Source organism: Ahrensia sp. 13_GOM-1096m, from assembly GCF_000620605.1.
Lineage (GTDB): Bacteria > Pseudomonadota > Alphaproteobacteria > Rhizobiales > Rhizobiaceae > Ahrensia > Ahrensia kielensis.
The window spans coordinates 55,450-69,585 of sequence record NZ_JIAX01000009.1 but is presented as its reverse complement, the minus strand read 5'-3'; the positions used below and the strand labels follow the sequence as shown (position 1 = coordinate 69,585).

12 protein-coding genes are annotated in these 14,136 nt (G+C 48.5%); 8 read left to right on the top strand and 4 right to left on the bottom strand.

Annotated features, from left to right (window positions below; translation table 11 throughout):
- The first annotated feature begins 40 nt into the window (after positions 1-40).
- The 5 genes from lpxD to lpxB are packed head-to-tail and all read left to right on the top strand — an operon-like array spanning position 41 to position 4,517.
- Positions 41-1,084, top strand: coding sequence for a UDP-3-O-(3-hydroxymyristoyl)glucosamine N-acyltransferase (lpxD, locus tag N530_RS17400; protein ID WP_035266380.1), 1,044 nt, complete (start codon positions 41-43; stop codon positions 1,082-1,084).
- A gap of 34 nt (positions 1,085-1,118) precedes the next feature.
- Positions 1,119-1,610, top strand: a complete 492-nt coding sequence (gene fabZ, locus N530_RS0104185) for a 3-hydroxyacyl-ACP dehydratase FabZ (protein ID WP_026479693.1) — start codon at positions 1,119-1,121, stop codon at positions 1,608-1,610.
- The gene (gene lpxA / locus N530_RS0104180) at positions 1,610-2,443 is read left to right on the top strand and encodes an acyl-ACP--UDP-N-acetylglucosamine O-acyltransferase (RefSeq protein WP_026479692.1); all 834 of its coding nucleotides are present in this window, start codon (positions 1,610-1,612) and stop codon (positions 2,441-2,443) included. The genes fabZ and lpxA overlap by 1 nt, the downstream gene beginning before the upstream one ends.
- Positions 2,444-2,446: 3 nt before the next feature.
- A complete protein-coding gene (locus N530_RS0104175) occupies positions 2,447-3,352 on the top strand; it encodes an LpxI family protein (RefSeq protein ID WP_051540753.1) in 906 nt (301 codons plus the stop codon).
- Positions 3,345-4,517 carry a lipid-A-disaccharide synthase gene (gene lpxB / locus N530_RS0104170; RefSeq protein WP_026479690.1) on the top strand — a complete coding sequence of 391 codons (1,173 nt, stop codon included), beginning with the start codon at positions 3,345-3,347 and terminating at the stop codon, positions 4,515-4,517. Before N530_RS0104175 ends, lpxB begins: the two co-directional genes overlap by 8 nt.
- Positions 4,518-4,565: 48 nt before the next feature.
- Here lpxB and gltA read toward each other — a convergent pair whose 3' ends face one another.
- Complete coding sequence (gltA, locus tag N530_RS0104165) at positions 4,566-5,855, bottom strand: citrate synthase (RefSeq protein WP_026479689.1); 1,290 nt, start codon at positions 5,853-5,855, stop codon at positions 4,566-4,568.
- 157 nt (positions 5,856-6,012) lie between these two features.
- A complete protein-coding gene (gltX, locus tag N530_RS0104160) occupies positions 6,013-7,437 on the bottom strand; it encodes a glutamate--tRNA ligase (RefSeq protein ID WP_026479688.1) in 1,425 nt (474 codons plus the stop codon).
- A gap of 181 nt (positions 7,438-7,618) precedes the next feature.
- Here gltX and N530_RS17395 point away from each other — a divergent pair, with 181 nt between their 5' ends.
- Entirely contained in the window at positions 7,619-10,003 is a 2,385-nt protein-coding gene (locus N530_RS17395; protein ID WP_051540752.1) for a ComEC/Rec2 family competence protein, read from the top strand.
- Here N530_RS17395 and lexA read toward each other — a convergent pair whose 3' ends face one another.
- The gene (gene lexA / locus N530_RS0104150) at positions 10,004-10,723 is read right to left on the bottom strand and encodes a transcriptional repressor LexA (RefSeq protein ID WP_026479687.1); all 720 of its coding nucleotides are present in this window, start codon (positions 10,721-10,723) and stop codon (positions 10,004-10,006) included.
- Positions 10,724-10,879: 156 nt separating this feature from the next.
- Positions 10,880-11,920, bottom strand: coding sequence for a LacI family DNA-binding transcriptional regulator (locus N530_RS0104145; RefSeq protein WP_051540751.1), 1,041 nt, complete (start codon positions 11,918-11,920; stop codon positions 10,880-10,882).
- Between the two features lie 172 nt (positions 11,921-12,092).
- Here N530_RS0104145 and iolG point away from each other — a divergent pair, with 172 nt between their 5' ends.
- A complete protein-coding gene (gene iolG / locus N530_RS0104140) occupies positions 12,093-13,085 on the top strand; it encodes an inositol 2-dehydrogenase (protein WP_026479685.1) in 993 nt (330 codons plus the stop codon).
- A gap of 120 nt (positions 13,086-13,205) precedes the next feature.
- A complete protein-coding gene (locus N530_RS0104135) occupies positions 13,206-14,129 on the top strand; it encodes a sugar ABC transporter substrate-binding protein (RefSeq protein ID WP_026479684.1) in 924 nt (307 codons plus the stop codon).
- The last annotated feature ends 7 nt before the right edge of the window (positions 14,130-14,136 follow it).

The window sequence follows — 14,136 nt, the reverse complement described above, 5'->3', positions numbered from 1 at the left end:
TTCCACTTGTATCGCGTGTTTGCTCGTTGAGAGTCCTCTATTGTCCCATTCGTCACCAGTCTTCCATAAACTTGATACTCAAAAAGCATCATTAAACTGGATAAAGACATTCCTAGGCGTTGACGAAGGAAGCTCGAGCGCAGAGGACAATGTGATCCTCGGCCTTTGTGCAGCCAATAATCCCAAATCAGATATGCTTACATTTGTGCAGTCCCCAAAAGGGCTGGAATTAAGCACGCTATCCATATGTGCCGCGGTTATCTGTCAGGAAAAGCTGGCAGCTCAAATGCCAGATGGTCCGGTGGTGATTATTGTTGAAAATCCACAACAATCCTTTGCTGCTTTAGCGCGCGAGCTTTACCCAGATAGTCTTGGCAATCGCCGTGTCGAAACAGGTATTTCGCAATTTTCTATCGTCGATGCTACTGCAACGATTGAAGATGATGTTACAATTTGTGCTGGTGCTGTTATCAGCGCAGGTGTCGCAATTGGTGCTGGTTCTTTCATTGGTGCGAATGCAACAATTGGCGAAAACTGTCAAATAGGCCGCAACACCTCGGTTGGTTCCAATGCGACAGTCCAATATGCATTGATCGGCGATGATGTTTCGATACATCCCGGTGTTCGTATCGGCCAAGACGGTTTTGGCTTTGTTGCATCGAATAGCGGTCTTGAAAAAATGCCGCAGCTGGGCCGTGTTATCATTCAAGACAATGTTGAAATTGGCGCAAATACCACGATTGATCGCGGCGCTTTGAGCGATACCGTGATCGGTGAGGGCACCAAGATCGATAATCTGGTTCAGATTGGACACAATGTCGTTATTGGCAGGAGCTGTGCTATCGCAGCTTTTGCGGGCATTTCCGGCTCGGCTAAAATTGGCGATGGATGCCTTATTGGCGGCCGTGTGGGAATTTCCGATCATATCACTCTGGGCAATGGCGTTCAGCTTGCCGCAACATCAAGTGTCATGAACGATATTCCTGATGGTGAAAAATGGGCTGGCACGCCTGCGCAACCATTCAAAGCTTTCTTTCGTGAACAAGCAACATTGCGCCGCTTGGCGAAACCAAATAAAGCTTAAAATTCAATAATAACGCTACTTGGAAAGTCTTGCTATGACACATCAGGTTACGACGCATGATAATGCGCTGGAAAAAGCCGATCTGCACGAGATTATGCGCCTTTTGCCACACCGCTATCCTTTGCTGCTGGTTGACAGCATCATCAATATCGATGGCAATCGTTCTGCTGTTGGCATTAAGAACGTCACTTTCAATGAGCCGCATTTTCAAGGACACTTTCCAGGCGAGCCAATTATGCCGGGCGTGTTGATTGTTGAAGGCATGGCCCAGACATCCGGCGCAATCGGTATCCGCGATCTGAAACTCGATAAGCCTGCGCTCGTGTTTTTCATGACAATTGACAAGGTGAAGTTCAGAAAGCCGGTCGTACCGGGCGATGTTCTGGAATACCACGTTAAACTCATCAAACAGCGCGGCAGCATCTGCAAGTACGAATGTACTGGCATTGTTGGTGGTGAAAAAGTGGCCGAAGCCGAGGTGCAAGCCATGCTTTCTCCGTCAGATGCGAAGTCCCGGAGCAAATAATGACGAATACTGCCGTAGAAGTGCATCCATCTGCCTATGTTGAAGATGGGGCTGAACTCGCATCTGGCGTTAAGGTCGGACCGTTTTGTCACGTCGGTGCCGATGTGAAGCTACACGAAAATGTCGAATTGATGAGCCATGTCAGCGTCATCGGCCACACGACCCTAGGGGCGGGAACGAAAGTGTTTCCAAATGCCGTATTGGGATCTGACGCACAAAACACTGCATATAAGGGCGAAGAAACCACACTGGTCGTTGGTAAAAACGTTGTTGTGCGTGAAGGCGTTACGATGAATCGCGGCACTGGTAACGCGCGTGGAACGACGATTGTTGGCGATAATTGTATGTTTCTTGCCTATTCACATGTCGCCCATGATTCCATTTTGGGCGAACATGTAACCTTTGCCAATAATGTGATGATTGGTGGTCATTGTACCATCGGAGACCGCGTTATTGTGGGCGGCGGCGCAGGTATTCACCAGTTTTGCACGGTAGGCCATCATGCGTTTATTGGCGGTGTTTCTGCTGTGGTAAATGATGTTATTCCTTACGGCATGGTTGTCGGCAGCCGCGCATTTTTAGCAGGTTTGAACCTTGTTGGCATGAAACGCGGCGGCATGGCCCGCGATGAAATCAACGCTGTGCGTGGTGCTTACAAAAAGCTATTTGCAGAAAACACAGGCACGTTGCGAGAAAATGCTGCAGAATTGATGGCCGAATATAGTAATAGCGAAGCGGTAAAAGACATGCTCGGCTTTATTCTTGCCGACAGTAAACGCAAATTCATTACGCCGATTACAGGGCGCAAAGCCCGTGAACATGAAGGCATCTAAATCATGACAGGTCGCGGTACAAAAATCAGCGACCTGAATGGCGATGCGAACGCTGGCGGCCGCATTGCGATCATCGCAGGCGGCGGCAAAGTGCCAGTCCAGATCGCGCATTATTTGCGCCAAAATCAGCAAGAACCTTTTATTATTACGCTGGCAGGCGAAGCTGATCTGGCGCTTAATGCTTTCGAACATGAAGAGATAAGTGTTGCGGCCATTGGCAAGCTGGTTTCCGTTCTGAAAGAGCAACAAATCAAGCGTGTTGTTATAATTGGCAGTGTTCGCAGACGGCCGAAAATAACAGATTTGCGTCCTGATTTAAGCACGCTGAAATTTCTCGGTCGATTCGTCTCTGGTCTCGTGAGCGGTGACAATGAACTGCTTTCTAAAATCGTGGAAACAATCGAAGAAATCGGTGTCAAAGTTGTTGGTGCGCATGATGTGATGCCGCAGCTATTGGCGCCTATGGGCAAAATTGCCGGCTCTATGCCAACGGCTTCTCAAAGAGCATCAATAGCAAGAGGCATTGAAGCCGCCTTAGCGCTAGGCGCGATTGATGCAGGACAGTGCTGCGTTGTCATCGGCCGCAATATCGTTGCGCTAGAAGGCGTTGAAGGCACAGATGCGATGCTGCAACGTGTTGCAGATCAGAAGCAACATGGCCGCCTTACAAATACGCGCGGCGGCGTTTTGGTCAAAATGTGCAAACCCCAACAGGACAAACGCGTTGATTTGCCAACCATTGGTCAATCCACCATTGAAAATGCAGCGCTGGCTATGCTCGACGGCATTGCAGTCCATGGCGACAATGCAATGATTGTTGATGTTGAAGATGTCATCAAACAGGCTGATGCCGCTGACATGTTTATAATAGGCATTGATGGTACTTATGGGAGCAGTCAAAATGACTGAAGGCCAACCCTATAAAATTGGAATTGTTGCCGGTGAAGAATCGGGACAACTCTTGGCCAGCGAACTCATCGACGCACTCAACGGGATTGTTGATCAGCCCGTAAAATTGATCGGTGTCGGCGGCGAAAGACTCGAAAGCATGGGGTTAAAATCTATCTTCGACCCTGCTGAAATCGCTATTACGGGCGTTTCTGCTGTCATCAAAACACTGCCGAAACTGATTGCACGCATTAAACAAACAGCAGATGCAATCATCAAAGAAAAGCCGGACTGCCTTTTATTGATTGATAGTCCTGACTTTTCATTGCGCGTGGCAAAAAAAGTCAAAGCCACGCTGCCGGACTTGCCAATAGTTAAATATGTGGCACCCACCGTTTGGGCTTGGCGGCCTGAACGTGCGGCAAAAATGGCATCCTATATCAATGAAATTCTGGCGATTTTACCATTCGAGCCGGAAGTCATGCAAAAGCTTGGCGGCCCCAAAACCCATTATGTGGGCCATCGTCTTATATCGGATGTTGCACTGAAAAACGTGTGGGAGCACAACTACAATAAGGTAATGCCTGAAAGCGATACGATAAACCTATTGGTGTTGCCCGGATCGCGCAGCGGCGAAATCAATGCGCTGATGGACGAGTTTGGTAAAACGGTGCATTTGCTACATGAGCGCGGTAACAAACTCAATATTTGTCTTCCTACCTTACCACGGCTAGAAACGCGTATACGTCAATATACGGCAAGCTGGCCCGTATCGCCCACGATAACGACAGACCGTGCAAGCCAGATTGATGCCTATAGGCGTTCAGATGTCGCGCTAGCAGCCTCTGGCACTGTGACGCTGGAACTGGCTTTAGCAGGCATACCCGCAATCAGCTGTTACCGTGTTGACCCTATCATGCGGCTTGCCAAATCATTGATCACAACATGGTCGGCAGCATTGCCCAATATCATTGTAGATAGGCCGATTATCAAAGAGTTTTATGAAGAGTTTGTCCGTGCCGGCGTATTGGCACGGTCGATAGAAGAACTGGTGAACCCAAAACTTTTCGCGCGGCAATATGTGCTGGAAGGGTACAGCGAAGTGCGCAAAAAAATGGCCATCGAAAAAGGTGCCAGCCAACATTCAGCTGAAATCATCGCCAAACTGCTCAGTAAAAAGAACTAAAAAAAAGCCCGGTCTAAGCCGGGCTTTTTAAATGTTTATAACGAACGCTTAGCGCTCATTGACCGGTTTATAATCGCGGTGCGCTGAACCTGTATAAAGCTGGCGCGGGCGACCAATACGCTGGCCTGGATCTTCGATCATCTCTTTCCACTGAGCAATCCAACCAACTGTACGTGCCAATGCAAACAGCACTGTGAACATTGTTGTTGGGAAGCCGAGCGCTTTGAGCGTGATGCCTGAATAGAAGTCAATGTTTGGATAAAGCTTCTTCTCAATGAAGTATGGGTCTGTCAGCGCGATTCTTTCTAGTTCCATCGCAACGTCGAGCAATGGATCGTCCTTGATGCCAAGTTCTGTAAGAACTTCATGACAGGTTTTCTGCATGATTTTAGCGCGTGGATCGTAATTTTTATAAACGCGGTGTCCAAAGCCCATCAGGCGGAATGGATCGTTCTTATCTTTCGCACGGGCGATAAATTCAGGAATACGGTCAACATGACCAATTTCCGCCAACATATTAAGCGCAGCTTCGTTCGCGCCGCCATGAGCAGGGCCCCAAAGACATGCAATACCAGCAGCAATACAAGCAAAAGGATTAGCGCCAGAAGAACCAGCAAGACGCACGGTTGATGTTGACGCATTTTGTTCATGGTCAGCGTGAAGGATAAAGATTTTATCCATTGCTTTGGCAAGAACAGGATTTCCTTTGTACTCTTCACATGGAACAGCAAAGCACATGCGCAGGAAGTTTGCAGAATAATCCAGATCGTTCTGTGGGTATATGAAAGGCTGTCCCACATGATATTTGAAGGCCATAGCCGCGATTGTTGGCATTTTGGCGATCAATCGCAATGATGCGACCATACGCTGGTGCTCATCGGCAATATCTGTTGAGTCGTGGTAAAACGCAGAAAGGGCGCCAACAACACCGCACATGATTGCCATTGGGTGCGCATCACGGCGGAAACCAGTGAAAAAGCGCTGCATCTGCTCATGCACCATTGTGTGATGCGTTACGCGGTAATCAAAGTCTTTCTTCTGCGCTTTTGTTGGCAACTCGCCATAAAGAAGAAGGTAGCAAACTTCTAAGAAGTCGCCTTGTTCTGCCAATTGATCGATCGGGTAACCACGGTGCAGCAAAACACCTTCATCACCATCGATATAGGTAATTTGCGATTCACATGAAGCGGTGGATGTAAAGCCAGGGTCCAGCGTAAACATACCTGTTTGGGCGTATAGCTTGCCAATATCGATTACGTCAGGACCAATAGTCCCGCTTTTAACTTCGTATTCGTAATCCTTAGAATTGACATTCAGCTTTGACTTATTGTCAGCCATCGTTTTCATACTCCTCGTCATGATGGACATTCGTTGGTTCATGCAATGCACGAACCCGAAGATCCGTTGTCCTGTGCACACTTGCTAGAACATTTCGGGCAAGCTGCCAAGCTAGCCCAAAGGGTTATTTGGTGCGATGCAATAAAGTTCATATATCTTAGTTGGAGGCTTGATCTGAAATACGCGCTAACGCTTCCTGCTTGCCCAAAACGAACAAAACATCAAACACACCCGGCGATGTTGCACGGCCCGTTAAGGCGGCGCGAATTGGCTGAGCAACCTTACCAAGTTTAAGTTCTTTGCTATCTGCAAAAGCACGCACAGCTTCATCTAAAGCTTCAACAGTCCAATCATCTACTGCGCTTAAAGCTGTATGGGCATCAACCAATAATGCGCGCGCGTCGCCATCAAGTATAGAGCCTGCTTTTTCATCAAAATTTAGCGGCCTTGAGGCGTGAATATAATATGTACTTTCAATGAGTTGCAACAAAGTCTTTGCGCGATTTTTTAAGCCTGGCATTGCCGCAACAAGGCGCTCTTTGTTTTGTCCAAATAGGCTTTTTGAAAGATCTTCACCGCCTTCAAGATAAGGCAAGAGTTGCTCGATTGAATCAACGAGAAACATATCATCGGCTTCGCGAATATAATGACCATTAAGAGCTTCAAGCTTTTGAATATCAAAGCGTGCAGCGCCCTTGTTAATGTCGCTCACTTGGAACCATGAGATCATGTCTTCGGTAGACATAATTTCATCATCGCCATGGCTCCAACCCAAACGCGCAAGATAATTACGCAAAGCCACTGGCAAGAAGCCCATCGCACGGTAAGCTTCCGCACCAAGAGCGCCGTGGCGTTTGGATAATTTTGCACCATCAGGACCGTGAATAAGCGGAATATGAGCCATTTTTGGGATAGGCCATCCAAGCGCATCATAGATAATTTGCTGACGTGCGGCATTGGTCAAATGGTCATCACCGCGAATAATATCTGTAACGCCCATATCATGGTCATCAACCACAACAGCGAGCATATAAGTAGGTGTGCCGTCGGAGCGCAGGATTACCAGATCATCAAGATCAGCATTGGGAAAACGCACATCACCTTGAACAGCATCTGCAACAAGCGTTTCACCTGTTTGCGGCGCTTTGATACGAATTGAAGGTTTAACGCCTTCTGGCGCTTCGCTCGGATCACGATCACGCCAACGACCATCATAGCGCGGCGGCTTTTTCGCTGCGCGTTGTTCTTCGCGCATTTGGGTCAATTCTTCAGGCGTTGCATAGCAATAATAGGCTTTACCATCGGCAACCAATTGCTCTGCGATCTCGCGGTGGCGATCAGCACGGTCAAATTGAGAAATTACATCGCCGTCCCAATCAAGACCCAGCCAGGTCAAACCATCTTTAATGGCTTCGACGGCTTCATCCGTAGAGCGTGCGCGGTCGGTATCCTCAATACGCAGCAACATTTTGCCGCCGGTATGTTTTGCATAAAGCCAGTTAAAAAGCGCTGTCCGCGCCCCGCCAATGTGCAGAAAACCAGTTGGCGAAGGGGCAAAGCGGGTCACAACACCTGCTGTCATAGAACGTCTCCAAATTTGGGTGAGCGCAGCATATGCGCTTTGATGTGTGTGATGTAGCACAGCCGCCTTGTCGTGCAAGCGTGGGCGACAATATCTGGATAAATTTGCGTTTTATCCTAAACTGACGCTAGGTTACGGCCCGCGGCTATAATTTGGGGTGGCCGGTGCAGGATGATGCGCCATGCGTGGGGATTTAAAACAAGATAAATCGCTCGAGCCAGATGAACGCTGGTTGTTAAAGCTTGATGATTTCACGCCTTTAGACATTCCTTTGCATTCCGATATTATAACGCTTGAAGACAATGTTGTTGTAGAGAAAACGCCAAGTGCGAAAAAGCTTCAAAAGCAGAACATACAATATGGCGCTCTATCGCTTCGCCAAAGGTTGCATGAATGGCTTGATGCGCAGCTTCAGATAGAAATCGGGCAGGGCACAGCATTTCTATTCATTCCTGTCACCATGATTATTGGCGTGACAATCTATATGGCGCTGCCGGTTGAACCTGCCGTTCACAACATACCCGCCGCGCTATTTGTTTTTGCCGCTTTGCGAATTGCGCTGCGCCATGCGCCAATCTTAATGCGTTTTGCCATGAATGCCGCGCTTATCATTTTATGCGCAATGGGTTTGATGCAGTTGCGAACGCATGTGCTGGCAACGCCTATGCTGGGTTCAGAAGTTTCAACGCGTATTACAGGTCAAATCAGGGCAATTGAAAACCGGCCCAACGGATCGGTGCGTTACACAATTGATTTGACCAAAACAGAGCGGCCAAAGCTGCGCTACGCACCAGAGCGCATACGTCTAACCGCAAGAAAACCGCTCCAAAAAGCGCAAATCGGAGAAGGAATTCATGGATATGCGCGCCTGCGCCCGCCATCCGGTGCCGTCAGACCTCAGGGCTATGATTTTGCGTATTACAATTATTTTAGCGGCATTGGCGCCAATGGTTTCTTTTTAGGACAGCCCAAAACAAACGATCTGGGCGCGCAATATACCAAAAACACTCCCATATTGTTGGTTGAGCGTGCCCGTTACTGGTTGGCGAACAGAATAAGGGGCGACAATAAAAGTGCGGTGAGTGCCGTTTCTGCTGCGCTCATCACAGGCGATAAAGCTGCAATTCCTGAAGAGACGAATGAAGTGTTGCGCATATCAGGCTTGGCGCACATTCTTTCCATCTCTGGCCTGCATATGGCTTTGGTTGCAGGCACCGTGATGTTTGCTTTGCGCGCGGCTTTCGCAGTTTCTCCCAATTGGTCAGCAAGCCGGCCAACCAAGAAATACGCAGCAATTGCCGGTTTTAGCGCAATTATTATCTATCTGTTTCTGGCCGGTGCAAGCGTCGCCACGCAGCGATCTTTTATCATGCTGGCTGTGATGTTGGGCGCACTATTGTCTGACAGGTCGGCCCTCACAATGCGCAATCTGGCAATTGCCGCAATCATTGTGATTCTTATCGCGCCGGAAGCTGTGCTGGGGCCAAGCTTTCAGATGTCATTTGCAGCAACATTGGCTTTGATAGGCGTTTATGCCTGGTGGACAAGCCACCGAGCAGGCAGGGAATTTGTTGAGAGCCAAAGCGTGGCCGCAAACATAACGCGTACATCAGCAGGATTTTTAACGGGTTTATCTGTGACATCTATGGTTGCAGGCACTGCGACGGGGATATTTGCAGCATATCATTTTCAGCGCATTGCCATGCTTGGATTGCTGGGAAACCTATTGGCCATGCCGATTGTGTCTTTAATCACAATGCCGCTTGCCATTATTGCCACATTGCTCATTCCATTTGGGCTGGATGGTTATGTTTATAGGGCGATGAACTGGTCTGTAAAAATTGTCATCGAAATCGCCCAAATAGTCTCCGACATCACACCGGATGGTTCTACCGGCGCATTGTCGCCAGCAGCTCTCATTTGGTTGAGCGCGACAATTCTGATTATCTGTTTGTTGCGTTCGCAGCTTCGATATTTGGGGCTATTGTGCCTGATACCGGCCTATATGGCACAATCAACGCTTGAAATACCGCAGCTGATTATTTCTGAGGACGCAAAACAAGTTGCAATCATTGATGAAGAAGGCGGAGCGTTAAAGGTAAACCGTAAACGCCCCAGCGCATTTATTATAGAGCAATGGCAAGCCGCCTATAAAGCAAAAACACTAAAACTGCCGGATAAAGGCGAAGGCAGCTTTATGTGCCAAAGCAAGCAAAGATGCGATTATGAAGGGCAGGTCAATGGCCACGGCTACACTGTAACCTATCTCACTGAGGCACCGAATAAGGCGCAATGGGCATCGGTCTGCAGGCAAGAGGGCATTATAATCGCCGCATTCGCACCCTTTACAGCGACATGTAAAAACCAGCAGAGTATTATCATCACAGCACAGCAATTAGCACTCAACGGCAGTGCCGAGATATATATCCTTAAACCCCATGAAACGGATAATAATAAGCTGCGATATCAAACGGTCTTTGCACAAGGAGATGCGGCGCGTCCTTGGCAGTCACACCGCAAATATTCACGTTCAGCCCGAAATCTCGGGCCTTATCAACGCGATTAATCAGTAATTACGTACCAAACCAACCAAGCGGCCTTGAACCTGAACACGGTCCGGCCCAAAAATACGTGTTTCATAGGCAGGGTTGGCAGCTTCCAAGGCAATGGATGCACCTTTGCGGCGGAAGCGCTTCAACGTTGCTTCTTCATCATCAACCAGAGCCACAACAATATCGCCCATATTGGCAACATCAGTGCGGCGAATAATGACTGTATCACCATCCAGAATACCGGCATTGATCATGGAATCGCCTTCCACCTCAAGCGCGTAATGCTCGCCCTTGCCAATCATATCCGGTGGCATCTGAATAGAACGTGTTTGGTGCTGAATAGCAGAAATGGGAACACCAGCAGCAATTTTACCCATCATAGGGATGCCGACACTATCATCATTGCTGGCACCATTAAAATGCGCTGGCGATGATTTGACTGGGGTCGGGGCCTTGCCTTTACTGCCTTCAATAACGCTGGGTGAAAATGCTTGGCGTGCGCCATTACCGGGCATCATAGCATCTGGCAGTTTTATAACTTCCAATGCACGGGCACGGTTGGGCAGGCGGCGAATAAAACCGCGTTCCTCAAGAGCCGTAATCAAGCGGTGAATACCGGATTTTGATGCCAGATCCAACGCCTCCTTCATCTCATCAAAGGAAGGCGGAACACCGGTCTCCTTCAGTCGTTCATTAATGAAGACGAGAAGATCAAGTTGCTTACGTGTCAGCATGGCGGTTTCCAGAATCAATAAAACAAATCAAGAACATCTATACGTGTTCTATTTGTGTTCTGCAACCAGTAAGATTTAGTTGAGGCTCATTTGATGACAGGGCAAGTCCTGTGAAAGGAACAATATCTTTTTAAAATCATACATTTGTGAAACTGATTACGCACTTTCGCGCACAACCAAACGCCCCATAAAAGTTTTATCGAGCTGAGAATTTTCTGAACTCTCCAAAACATCAACGAGATAGTTGGCCATATCCATCAATGGTTGGCGGTACGTTGTGAGACGGTAATTCGGGCTCTCGCATTGAGGCACATCATCAAAACCAATCACAGCAATATCATCGGGAACCCGAAGTCCTAAGCGGTGCCGAATGGCATCAATAGCACCAAGGGCAAGCGCATCGTTTTCGCACACAATGATATCGGGCCGTTCATTTTCCGGCTTGTTAGATAATGTTTCAGAGATGATATCAGCGGCAAGGATAGAGTCATATGCAGGAACAGCAACACTATCGCAGGTGACGCCAAACTCTTTGGCCCAAAAATCCAAAAAAGTTTCTTTTCGAGATAGATGTGCAGAGTTCGTGCGAGGACCTGCGAGATAGAAGGGCGTCTTATAGCCTCGATCACGGACATATTCAGCAATTTCTAGCGTGGCCGCGCGGTCATCGACCGATATTGAGATCGTGTCTTTGTTTTCAGAAGAGCGCGCAAAGATAATGAGTTTTTTGAAATGCTGCGCTTTGTGAGCCGCCTCTAAAACCTCGTCATCAAACTGGATACCGATAAGGATCGTTGCATCGACGCGGCGGCGGCGCGCATTCATAAGTGCGGGCTCTGCATCATCTCGGTCCAAGGTGTTAACCAGCATCATATCCCAGCCACGGCCGCGCAACACACGGGTGAGGCGCTCAAGCATGACCAATTTATGTGGGTTTGCAAAATCATCAATTAGGATTGCGACAAGATTGGAATGATCGGACGCAAGCGAAGCAGCTCTAAGGTCTGGAACGTAGCCTAATGTCTCGGCAGCTAAGAGAACCTTCGCTCGTGCTGCCGCTGATATTGAAGCATCTTTTTTAAAAGCGCGATTCACGGTCCACCGTGACACACCAGCGGCGGTCGCAACATCATCAGCGGTAACATACCCAGTCGAAGGCGACGATTTCAAACCAATAACTCCATTTTCCGATTTCATGTGTCTACGTCGAAATGACCATTTTTCATAGTGTTTTCATAATTATAGCAACGCTACCAATTCAAGCTACCACAGTATTTTGCACACGTGTGCAAAAATATCTTGCACACGTGTGCAAAATGCTTATAGATTTAACTAAGGCGGCATAACAGCTGCAAAATGGGAGGTTTGAATGCTTAAGGTCGGTTTACTTGGAGCTGGACGAATTGGTCAGGTTCACGCAGTCAATATCACGGGAAACGCGCGTTCAACTTTAGTTGCGGTTGCCGATGTGAACCAGCAGGCTGCCGAAAAACTAGCGGCCGATCATCAATGTGAAGCGCGCTCTGTCGAATCAATTTTGGCTGATCCTGCCATTGATGCTGTCCTTATTGCATCTTCTACCGACACACATTCCGATCTGATTGAGGCGGCCACGGCTGCTGGAAAAGCGGTTTTGTGTGAAAAACCTGTCGATCTGTCTTTGCAACGTGCAAAGGCCTGCCTTTCAGCCGTATCTGCCACCGGCAAGCCGGTTATGATTGGCTTTAACAGGCGCTTTGATCCCAATTTTGCAGCTGTGCGCAAGGCTTTTTCGTCAGGCGAAATAGGCAAGGCAGAATTACTGTCTGTCACCTCGTTTGATCCAGCACCGCCGCCTGTATCATACATTAAAGTATCGGGCGGTCTGTTTCGCGACATGATGATTCATGATTTCGATATGGCTAATTTCTTGATGGGCAAGCGCCCTACAACAATTCGTGCCGTTGGCAGTTCAATTGTCGATCCTGAAATTGGTAAAGCTGGAGACGTTGATACAGCCGTGGTTACCATGACCTATGATGATGGCCGTATCGCAGTGATTAAAAACAGTCGCCGTGCAACCTTTGGTTATGATCAACGCGTCGAGCTTCTGGGCTCTGAAGGGCTGCTTCAAGTTCAAAACATGCTTGAAAACACAATGGTGAAATCAACTGCCGCCGGCGTTGTTTCAGCCAAACCGACATATTTTTTCTTAGAACGATACATGCCCGCTTATATCGCCGAATGGGAGGCGTTTGTTTGCGCTGTTCTTGATGGCGCGGACATTCCTGTGACGCTGGAGGACGGTGTTGCCGCATTGGCAATGGCCGAAGCTGCAACAGAGAGTTTCAAGTCAGGCTCGGCCGTTGAGGTGAGCTACTAACACAGATTTGCGTGAGGCGCTGATTGCGCCAGCCGCATCAATGATCGGGTGATTTGAATCGCCTGATATCGGAGAGGTGACTGATTTTAGTCATCCTACAATCCCTTGGGAGGAAAACACATGAATAAACTTTTAGCATCCGTTGCTGTTGCTGCGACTTTAGCAGTTGCTGCCCCTGCAATGGCTACTGACATCATCGTCGTTACCCACGGTCAAGCAAACGATCCTTTTTGGTCGGTTGTAAAAAACGGCGTTAACAAAGCTGGCGAAGACACAGGCGTCAACGTTCAGTATCGCGCGCCTGAGACATTCGATATGGTCTCAATGGGACAGCTCATTGATGCAGCCGTAAACCAAGAGCCAGATGGTCTTGTGGTTTCTATTCCTGACGCCGATGCACTTGCACCAGCTATCCAACGCGCTGTTGCAGCAGGCATTCCGGTCATCTCCATGAACTCTGGTTCTGAAGTCGCTGCAAGCCTTGGCATTTTGCTGCATGTCGGCCAATCAGAATTTGACGCAGGCAAAGCTGCAGGTGTGAAACTTGCCGCTATGGGCGGTACAAAAGGTATCTGCGTAAACCAAGAAGTTGGTAATGTTGCGCTTGATTTGCGCTGTGATGGGTTTGCTGAAGGCTTTGGTAAAGAAGTCAAAGTTATTCCAACACAAACAGATCCAGCAGAAGTTGAATCTAAGGTTCGCGCTGCGCTCGAATCAGATCCTGATGTTGATACGGTTCTTGGACTAGGCGCCTCGCTCGTTGGCGAGCCTGCTGTTGCTGCAGCCCAAGCTTTGGGCCGTGATGATGTGCTGATCGCAACGTTCGATCTTTCCGCTGGTTTCCTTAAATATGTCTCAGAAGGCAAAGCAGCTTTCGCGATCGACCAACAGCAATTCTTGCAAGGTTATCTACCTGTCGCTTTCTTGGCGCTCAACGCTGAATACGGCTTGATGCCTGGCGGCAACGTACCTTCTGGCCCAAATCTTGTGACCCAAGAAGCAGCCGGCAAAGTGATCGAATTGTCTGCACAAGGCATTCGCTAAAACACTT